Here is a 9,210-nt window from a genome sequence, read left to right on the forward strand (position 1 = left end):
CTCGTGTTCTGGTGAAAAATCTGGCAAATCTTTTCCGGGCTGGGGACCGGCATCCGGCGGGGTTGCCGGAGGCGGGTCGGCTGCTGGGTGTGCCTAGAGTCAAGGCGATGAATATCGAGGCCATCAACGCTTGACTATCCACTCGGGAGCGCGTACGTGACCCGGCGTGCTGAGCGTGATCGCGTCGCGTCACCTCCGCCGAACGCGCCGTTCGGCGTAACCCGAACGGGCTAGGCTGGCGCGGGTCGCGGGGTCGTGAGGTGAATGACTGCCGCATGCACGGGTGACGGGTATTCGATAGAGAAGGAGCCGCTGGTGCGACGGGGACCCCTGCTCATCGCGGCGGCGCAGCCGCCGGTTCTGGCGTACGACGTGGTGGCCAACGCGGCCGCGCACGCCGAGGCGATCCGGGCGGCGCAGGCCCGGGTGGTGGTCTTCCCCGAGCTCTCGCTCACCGGGTACGAACTGGACGCGCCCGTCCTCGGCCCCGACGACGCGCGGCTGGCCCCGATCGTCGCCGCCTGCGCGCAGGCCGGTGCGCTGGCGCTGGTGGGCGCGCCGGTGCCGGGCGACGCGGGCCGGGAGCACATCGCGCTGCTGGCGGTCGACGGTGGCGGAGCCCGGGTCGCCTACCGCAAGGTCTGGGTCGACGAGTCGGAGAACCGGTTCAGCCCCGGTCCCGGCCCGGTCGTGATCGAGGTGGACGGCTGGCGCCTCGGCCTGGCGATCTGCCGCGACACCCGGTTCGCCGAGCACGACGCGGCCACCGCCGCGCTGGGCATGGACGTCTTCGTCGCCGCCGTGCTCGAACACGAGCGCGACGCCCACGTGCCCGGCGAGCGTGCCCGCCGCGTCATCGCGGACCGGGGCGTGCCGGTCGCCACGGCGAGCTTCGCCGGCGGCACCGGCGGCGGCTTCGACCGCGCCGCCGGCGGCTCGACGGTATGGGCCCACGACGGCACGGTCCTGGCGGAGGCGGGCCGGGAGCCCGGCGGGATCGCGCGGGCCACACTGCTTCCCTGACCGGCGTATGCTGGTCGGCCTGTCCACGGGGGAGGGATCCGGCCATGCTCGACTACACCCGCGAGGCGGGCGAGTACGACCAGACCCGTGGCGGCGAGCCGCGGGCGCACGCCGCCGCGGCGGCGATCGAGGAGCTGCTCCCGCCCGGCGCGCGGGTCGTCGCCGACGTCGGCTGCGGGACCGGGATCGTGACGTCCCGCCTGCCCGCGCCCGGCCGCCTGGTCGTGGGGCTCGACCGGGCCGCCGGGATGCTGGAGCTGGCCGCGCACCGCCTGCCCGGCCGGGTGGCCCGTGCCGACGCGACCCGGCTGCCGCTGCGCGACGGCTCCTGCGACGCGGTGGTCACCATCTGGATCCTGCACCTGGTGGGCCACGACGCGGCCGCGGCGGTCATCGCCGAGGCCGCGCGGGTGCTGCGGCCCGGCGGCGTGCTGATCACGACCGTGGACAAGAACACCGCCGGCTTCGACGGCAGCGACATCGCCCGGGTGCTCGCCCCGCTGCGCGCCCGGCACTACCCGCCGCAGTCCGACGCGCTGGACCGGGTGCTCGCCCTCGGGGCGGGGCACGGGCTCAGCCTGGCCGGGCGCACCCGCTTCACCGGCCACGGCCAGGGGCGCAGCCCGCGCACCTGGCAGGACAACCTGCTCCACCACCCGTGGATCGCCCCGATCGCCCCGGCCGAACTCGCCCCGATCCGCCACGGTCTCGCCGCGCTGCCCGACCAGGACACCCCGCGCGCCGAGCCCGTCTACACCCTCATCGCCCTGCAGAAGCGCCGCTGACTCCCAGATCACTCGACTTGCCTGGCACATGGGCGGTCGGGCGCGCTTCATACGCCCATCTGCCAGGCAAGTCGGGCGATCTTGGTCAGGCGCGGAGGTAGGCGAGGACGGCCAGGACGCGGCGGTGGTCGTCGGGGGCCGGTGGGAGGTCGAGTTTGGTGAGGATGCCCGCGATGTGCTTGGCGACCGCGGCCTCCGTCACCACCAGGCGGCGGGCGATCGCGGCGTTGGAGCGGCCCTCGGCGACCAGCCCGAGCACCTCGCGCTCGCGCGGGGTGAGCCGGTGCAGCGGGTCGCGGCGGCGGTCCAGCAGCTGGCGCACCACCTCCGGGTCGATGACGGTGTGCCCGGCGGCGACCCGGCCCAGCGCGTCCACGAACTCGCCGACCTCGCCCACCCGGTCCTTGAGCAGGTAGCCGGTGCCCGCCGAGCGCCCGGCGTCGATCAGCTCGGCGGCGTAGGTCTGCTCGACGTACTGGCTGAGCACCAGGATCGGCAGCCGGGGCCGCTCGGCCCGCAGCGCCAGCGCGGCGCGCAGGCCCTCGTCGCTGAAACCGGGCGGCATGCGCACGTCGGTGAGCACGACGTCCGGGTCCAGCGCGAGCACCCGCTCCCGCAGCGCGTCCGCGTCGCCGACCGCGGCGGCGACCTCGTGCCCGAAGTGGCGCAGCAGGCTGGTCAGCCCCTCGCGCAGCAGCACCGAGTCCTCGGCCAGCACCACTCTCAGCGTTCGCACGGCAGCTCCACCCGCAGCAGCGTAGGGCCGCCCGCCGGGCTGGCCAGCAGCAGCCGCCCGCCGACGGTGGCCGCGCGGTCGGCCAGGCCGGTGAGCCCGGTGCCCCGGCCCGGATCCGCGCCGCCGGCGCCGTCGTCGGAGATCTCCAGCACCAGCCTGCGGTCCTGCGTCCACGCCGCGACCCGGCCGGACGCGGCGCCGCTGTGCCGGGCCACGTTGGCCAGCGCCTCGTTGACCGCGAAGTACGCGGTCACCTCGACCGGCGCGGGCAGCCGCCCGTCCAGCCGCAGGTCCAGCTCGACCGGCACCGGTGAGCGCCCGGCCACGTCGCGGATGGCCGCGGCCAGCCCCCGGTCGCTGAGGATCTGCGGGTGTACGCCACGGATCAGCTCGCGCAGCTCGGCCAGCGCCAGCGCCGTCTGCTGCCGCGCGTCGTCGAGCAGCGGCGCCGCCTCGTGGCCGTCGGCCAGCTTCAGCCGGGCCAGGCCGAGTGTGACGCTCAGCGCGACCAGCCGCTGCTGCGCGCCGTCGTGCAGGTCGCGCTCGATGCGGCGGCGCTCGGAGTCGAACCCGTCGACCAGCCGCTCCCGCGAGCGCAGCACCTCCACCAGGTCGGTGTCGGCGGGGGCGAGCACGGCGCGGGCGACCGCGGCCCGCGCCCCGGCCCAGGCGGTGATCGGGTACGCCGACAGCGGCAGCAGGATGAACCCGGCGGCGCACAGCAGCGCGCTGAACCACGGCGCGCTGGGCAGCTCGGCGCCCGGCCCGGACGGCTGCAGCGGCGCCGACATCAGCAGCAGCGGCGGGAACAGCGACAGCATCACCACGGCCAGGTCCAGCCACCACGCGACGCAGGCGCTGAGCACGGCGTACCCGATCTCACGCCAGGTGCCGGGCTCGCCGAGGCGCAGCGGCGGCCGGGCGGGCAGCGGGCGGGTGTCGACCAGCCGCAGCCGGCGGCGGTCGAACGCGGCGATCAGCGGCCCGGCCGCGACCACGATCAGCAGCGCCACCAGCAGCAGCGCGATGGTGCCGGTGACCCCGGGCCGCAGCAGCTCGATGCCGGCCAGCAGCGCCAGCGGCAGCGCCGCCGGGATCAACCCGGCCAGCAGGTACGCCAGCGACCGCCACGGCCACGCCGACCGGGGCAGGCGCCAGGGCGGTGCCGCGGCGGCGGACAGGGCGGTGCGGGCGGTCACCGCACGAACTTAGCCTGCGCCGATGCCCTGCACAGTAGTGCTGGGTGTAGTGCCGATCCTCACCCGCGCACCAGTGCGGCGGGCCGCCCGCTCCGGTGGAGTGGTGGCATGACTTCCACGGCGGCGGTCCGCCTGAACGCGGTCCGCAAGACGTACGGCACCGGCCCGTCCACGGTGACGGCCCTCGACGGGGTGAGCGCCGAGTTCGCTCCGGGCACCTTCACGGCGGTGATGGGCGCGTCCGGCTCCGGCAAGTCCACGCTGCTGCAATGCGCGGCCGGGCTCGACACCGTCGACAGCGGGCAGATCACGATCGCGGGCACCGACCTCGCCGGGCTGTCCGAGCACGCCCGTACGCTGCTGCGCCGCGACCGGATCGGGTTCGTGTTCCAGGCGTACAACCTGGTCGGCGCGCTGACCGCGGCGCAGAACACGGCGCTGCCCCTGCGGCTGGCCGGCCGCGCCCCCGCCCCCGACGCGGTGCTGCGGGCGCTGGCCGAGGTGGGTCTCGCCGAGCGGGCCGGGCACTACCCGGCGCAGCTGTCCGGGGGTGAGCAGCAGCGGGTCGCGCTGGCCCGCGCGCTGATCACCCGGCCCGCGGTGCTCTTCGCCGATGAGCCGACCGGCGCGCTGGACAGCACCGCCTCCGCGGTGGTGCTCGCCGCACTGCGCCGCGTCGTGGACGCGCATGGCCAGACCGTGATCATGGTGACGCACGACCCGGTGGCGGCGGCGGTGGCCGACCGGGTGCTGGTGCTGGCCGACGGCCGGCTCGTCGACGAGATCGCCGGGGCCGACCCGGCCGAGATCGCAGCCCGCCTGGTCCGCGGGGCGGTGGCCGCATGATCGCGCTCGCCTCGCTGCGGCGGCGCTGGCCCGAGCTGGTGGGCACGGTGGTCACGCTCGCTGTGGCAGTGGCCGTGCTCACCGTGTGCGGCCTGCTGTTCTTCTCCGCCCGTCCGGTGGTGCCCGACCGGTACGCGGCCGCGCCCGTGGTGGTGCGCCCCGTCGCGCCCACCGACGCGGAGGCGTTCACCGAACCCCGGCCGTGGCCGGTCGAACGCGCCGACGCGCTCGTGGCGGGCCTGGCCCGCGTCGACGGGGTGCACGCCGCGATCCCGGTGCACCGCTTCTACGCCCAGCTGATGCTGGACGGCAGGCCGGCCGGCGCTGCTCAGGACGCCACCGGCTGGCCGGCCGCCGCCCTCGCCGGACCCGCGACGGCCGTCCCGGCTTCGGGCCGCGCTCCGGCGGCGCCGGGCGAGGTCGTGGTGGACCGCGGTCTCGGGCTGGCGCCGGGCGCGGCCGTGACCCTGCTGACCGCGGCCGGACCGGAGCCGTTCACGGTGGTGGGGACGGTGGACGGGCCGGGCCTGTGGGTCAGTGACGAGCTGGCGCGGGCCCGTGCGGTGGGCGTACCGGCGATCGGGCTGCTCACCCGGGACGGCACCGGGGTCGCGGCGGTCGCCGCCGGGGCGGCGGCGCTGGTGGGCGAGGACGGCGTGGTGCTGGCCGGGGACGACCGGGGCCTGCTGGAGCCGGTGGCCGATGCCCGCACCCGGTGGATCGGCATGCAGGTGCTCAGCGCCCTGTCCGCGCTGGGCGTGTTCGTGTCGGTGTTCATCGTCGCGTCGACGTTCGCCTTCGCGACCCGGCGCCGCCACCGCGAGCTGGCGCTGCTGCGCCTGATCGGGGCGGTGCCGCGGCAGGTCCGCCGCATGATCCACGGCGAGGTGCTGGTGCTGGGCCTGGCGGGCGGCGTGCTCGGCGTCCTGGCCGGACTGGCCGCGGCGGCGCCGTTCGGTGGCTGGCTGGTGCGCACCGGCTTCGAACCGGCGACGTTCACGGTGACCTACCCGCCGCTGGTGCCGGGCGCGGCCCTGCTGGTGGGGGTGCTGGTGGCGCAGGCCGGGGCGTGGGCCGCGGCCCGGCGCGCGGCGCGGATCAGCCCGCTGGACGCGCTGCGCGAGGCGGCGCTGGACGACAAGCCGATGAGCCGCACCCGCTGGCTGGCGGGCCTGGCCGCGCTCGCCGTCGCGATCCTGTCCGGCGTGGCCGCGACCAGGACGTCGGGCGCGAACCTCGGCACGTACGCCCTCTACGTGGCCATGGCGCTGGTCGCGGCGGGCAGCCTGCTGGCGCCGGTGCTGGTGCCGCCGGCGGTGCGGCTGCTGACCGCGCCGTTCGCGCGCGGTCGTGGCGCGACCGTGCTGCTGGTGCGCCAGCACACCCGCACCGCGGCGCGGCGCACCGCGTCGACCGCCGCACCGGTGCTGCTCAGCGTCGCCTTCGCGGTCGTCGTCGGCGGGATGGTGCAGACCACCACGGCGTTCTACGGGCTGAACCGCGTCACGGCCGTGGGCGCCGCGTCGGTGGTGGTGCCGGACGGCACCCCGGGTCTGTCCGATGCCGCCGTCGCCGCCGGCGGCGGGCACTCCGCCCTGGCCACGACGCTGTACGACGGCCCGGAGCCGCTCGCCGCGGTCGGCGTCGGGTCCGCCGAGCACGGCCTGTTCACCGTCGCGTCGGGCGACCTGGCGGCGCTGTCGACTCAGCCGCCGGCGAAGACGGGGGAGGCGTCGCCCACTGAGGCGCCGGTACTCGCGGCCGCCGTCACGGAGGCGTTCGCCGAGCGGGTGGGCTGGGCGGTCGGCGACACGCATCCGGTGTCCGGCCCGGACGGGCGTCCGCACACGCTGCACGTGGTCGCGGTGCTGTCCGGCGGCCCGGCCCCGGCGGGCATCCTGCTCGACCGGGCCGCCGTCCGGACGATGGACCCGTCGGCGCTGACCCCGGTCGTCTACTCGGTCCGGCCCGCCGACAGCGCCGCGGTGCGCGGGCTGGGGGCGCGCTGGGTGACCGCGGCGGCGTACGCGAGGGAGGCCGGCGACGAGGACGACCGGCTGGTGTGGGTGTTCACCGTGGTGCTGATCGGTGTGTCGGCCGGGTTCGGGCTGCTGGCGGTGGTCAACACGACGCTCATGGCGGCCGCGTCCCGCGCCGGTGACCTGCGGGTGCTGCGGCTGTCCGGGGCGACCCGCCGCCAGGTGCTCGGCGCGCTGGCGGCCGAGACGGCGGCGGTGGTCCTGGTCGCGGGCGGGGTGGGGCTGGCCGTGGCCGTCGCCGCCCTGGCCGCCCTGGCGCGCGGCCTGACCGTGCAGCTCGGCGTCGGCGTGCCGATGGTCGTCCCGTGGGACACGCTGGCCGCGACCGTCGGCGTGTGCCTCGTGCTCGCGGTGGCCGCCGCCCTGCCACCCGCCGCCCGCAGCGCCCCGGGGGCACCACGCGCCGACTGACGCGCCAAAGGGCAGCTCCTGGGCGCCGGCCGTTGCGGAGCTGCCCTTTCTGGCGCGTCACGATGATCATCACGGGCCGTGCGTTTTATACGAACAGCGTCCGGGAAGAAGACATATGCGGTACATGATGACAAGACGCATCTTCCGCCGGTGGGGATGCGACGGGGATGGCGGTCATGGCGCATATGCAGTACGACCCGTGGCACGCGGCACTGCTGGACCTGTTGCACCTCATCCAGCAGGCGCAGGGCGACCAGGTCGCCGCCAGCGTGAGCGCCGCGCTGCGCCCGCTGGGCCTGGAGAGCACCTGCTACCTCGTCGACGAGGAGCAGGTGCGGCTGCACCCGCTGCCGGAGCCGGGCAGGCCGGCGCCCGACGCGCTCGGCGTGGACGGCACGGTCGCCGGCAGAGCGTTCACGGCGGTGGCCACCCAGCGCACGACCACGGCCGGCGGCGAGGACCGGCTGTGGGTGCCGCTGATCGACGGCACCGAGCGGCTCGGCGTGGTCGACCTGGTGATCCGGCGCGACGACTGCGACATCACCGTGCTGCAGGAGTGGTGCGAGAGCTACGTCAACCTGGTGGGCCACCTGATCGCGTCGAAGATGCCCTACGGCGACTCGCTCAACCGGGCGCGCCGGACCCGGCGCATGTCGGTGGCGAGTGAGCTGCTGCTGGCGACGTTGCCCCCGCAGACGTTCACCAGCGACCGGATGGTGGTCAGCGCGATCCTGCAGCCGCACTACGACGTCGGCGGCGACGGGTTCGACTACGCGCTCGACGACGAGACCGCCTGGTTCTGCGTGCTGGACGGCATGGGCCGGGGCCTGCCCGCCGCGCTGATGACGGTGTCGACGATGGCCGCGATGCGGACCGCCCGGCGCGCCGGGTACGGCCTGTACGCGGTCGTCCGCGACGCCGAGCGGGCGCTGAGGGCGCAGTTCCCGAACGCGGCGTACGTCACCGGGGTGCTGTGCGAGCTGCACCTGGCGAGCGGCCGGCTGCGCTATCTCAACGCCGGGCACCCGCCGCCGCTGCTGCTGCGCCGCCATCACGCGGTCCGCGAGCTGACCGGCGGCCGGCGGCTGCCGCTCGGGCTCGGCCAGGGCGAGCCGCTGCTGGGTGAGGAGGTGCTGGAGCCCGGTGACCGGCTGCTGCTCTACACCGACGGCGTCGTGGAGGCCCGGGATGCCGCCGGTGCCGTGTTCGGGGTGGAGCGGCTGGTGGACCTCACCGAGCGCTCGGCGCTGGCGGGCACGCCCGCGCCGGAGACGCTGCGCGGGCTCGCCCACCGGGTGATGGGCTTCCAGGACGGCCCGCCCCGCGACGACGCCACGCTGATGCTGGTGGAGTGGTCGGCGGAGGCCGCCCGCCGGGCGGTGGTGTAGGACTCCTACCCGGACACCAGGCCGAGCATCATGCTGACCTGCGCGGTGCGGGACGCGTCGACGCGCGTGGCGAACTCCAGCACCTGCGGGTTGGCGCCCGCGGTCAGCTCCATCCGGGCGTACTCGATGGCCTGGTGCTGGTGGCCGATGAGCAGGTTGAGCAGCACGCGGTCGAAGTCGGCGTCGGCCGCCTCGCGCAGCGCCCTGATCTCGGCGGGGCCGGTCGCGGGCAGCCCGCCGTGCCCGGCGTGCAGGTCGGGGTCGGCGTCCGGGGTGAGCGGCTGCTGCCATCCCTGCAGCCAGCCCTGCACCGCGCTCAGCTCGTCGGCCTGGGTGACGTTCATCGCGGCGGCCAGCTGGCGCACCTTCTCGTTGCGGCTGCGCTGGTCGGCGAGCTTCAGCAGCTCCCCGGCGGGGGCGTACTGCGCGCCCATCATCTGCAGGAACATCACGTCGGTGGCGTTGTGCCCGCCGGACTCGTCGACGGCGGGCGGCGGCGAGCCGGAGGGGGCCTGGCCGGAGGGGGGCGCGGCCGGGGCCGGTGCCACCCCGGGCGGAGCGTCGCATCCGGCGAGCAACGCGACGGCGGCGGCGAGGGCCAGGAAGCGCTTCACGGGTTCTCCTCGGCGGTGGATCGCGGCCCGGCGGGGGCACGCGGCCCGGTCCGCCGGTGGCGGGCCGGGCCGGGTCGAGGCGTGCGGGGAGACGGTCAGCGGCGCCGAGCCGCCGGCCGAGTGGTAGCCGGAACGTAGGGGAAACCCGGCACCACTACGATGCCCGGCA

At 76.1% G+C, this 9,210-nt stretch carries 8 protein-coding genes; 5 read left to right on the top strand and 3 right to left on the bottom strand.

Annotated features, from left to right (window positions below; all coding sequences use genetic code 11):
• Positions 1–315: 315 nt before the first annotated feature.
• Both AB0J67_RS36925 and AB0J67_RS36930 read left to right on the top strand, forming a co-directional pair.
• Positions 316–1,023, top strand: coding sequence for a carbon-nitrogen hydrolase family protein (locus AB0J67_RS36925; RefSeq protein WP_363489737.1), 708 nt, complete (start codon positions 316–318; stop codon positions 1,021–1,023).
• A 44-nt stretch (positions 1,024–1,067) separates the two neighbouring features.
• Positions 1,068–1,808 carry a class I SAM-dependent methyltransferase gene (locus AB0J67_RS36930; RefSeq protein WP_363489739.1) on the top strand — a complete coding sequence of 247 codons (741 nt, stop codon included), beginning with the start codon at positions 1,068–1,070 and terminating at the stop codon, positions 1,806–1,808.
• Between the two features lie 85 nt (positions 1,809–1,893).
• On the opposite strand, the gene AB0J67_RS36935 is transcribed toward AB0J67_RS36930, so the two are convergent.
• Positions 1,894–2,544 carry a response regulator transcription factor gene (locus tag AB0J67_RS36935; protein ID WP_363489741.1) on the bottom strand — a complete coding sequence of 217 codons (651 nt, stop codon included), beginning with the start codon at positions 2,542–2,544 and terminating at the stop codon, positions 1,894–1,896.
• Positions 2,532–3,743 (bottom strand): histidine kinase, encoded by a 1,212-nt coding sequence (locus tag AB0J67_RS36940; RefSeq protein ID WP_363489743.1) that lies wholly within the window; start codon positions 3,741–3,743, stop codon positions 2,532–2,534. Before AB0J67_RS36940 ends, AB0J67_RS36935 begins: the two co-directional genes overlap by 13 nt.
• Positions 3,744–3,851: 108 nt before the next feature.
• Between AB0J67_RS36940 and AB0J67_RS36945 the strand changes: the two genes are divergently transcribed.
• The 3 genes from AB0J67_RS36945 to AB0J67_RS36955 all read left to right on the top strand — a co-directional run bounded on the left by AB0J67_RS36945 (position 3,852) and on the right by AB0J67_RS36955 (position 8,427).
• Complete coding sequence (locus AB0J67_RS36945) at positions 3,852–4,589, top strand: ABC transporter ATP-binding protein (RefSeq protein ID WP_363489745.1); 738 nt, start codon at positions 3,852–3,854, stop codon at positions 4,587–4,589.
• Positions 4,586–7,039 carry an FtsX-like permease family protein gene (locus tag AB0J67_RS36950; protein ID WP_363489747.1) on the top strand — a complete coding sequence of 818 codons (2,454 nt, stop codon included), beginning with the start codon at positions 4,586–4,588 and terminating at the stop codon, positions 7,037–7,039. The genes AB0J67_RS36945 and AB0J67_RS36950 overlap by 4 nt, the downstream gene beginning before the upstream one ends.
• Before the next feature lie 176 nt (positions 7,040–7,215).
• Positions 7,216–8,427 carry a PP2C family protein-serine/threonine phosphatase gene (locus tag AB0J67_RS36955; RefSeq protein WP_363489749.1) on the top strand — a complete coding sequence of 404 codons (1,212 nt, stop codon included), beginning with the start codon at positions 7,216–7,218 and terminating at the stop codon, positions 8,425–8,427.
• 5 nt (positions 8,428–8,432) lie between these two features.
• Here the strand turns inward: AB0J67_RS36955 and AB0J67_RS36960 are convergent.
• Positions 8,433–9,210, bottom strand: a 778-nt coding sequence (locus AB0J67_RS36960; RefSeq protein ID WP_363489751.1) for a DUF305 domain-containing protein, incomplete at its 5' end; no start/stop codon positions are given.

It is taken from the genome of Catellatospora sp. NPDC049609, from assembly GCF_040675365.1.
Classification (GTDB): domain Bacteria; phylum Actinomycetota; class Actinomycetes; order Mycobacteriales; family Micromonosporaceae; genus Catellatospora.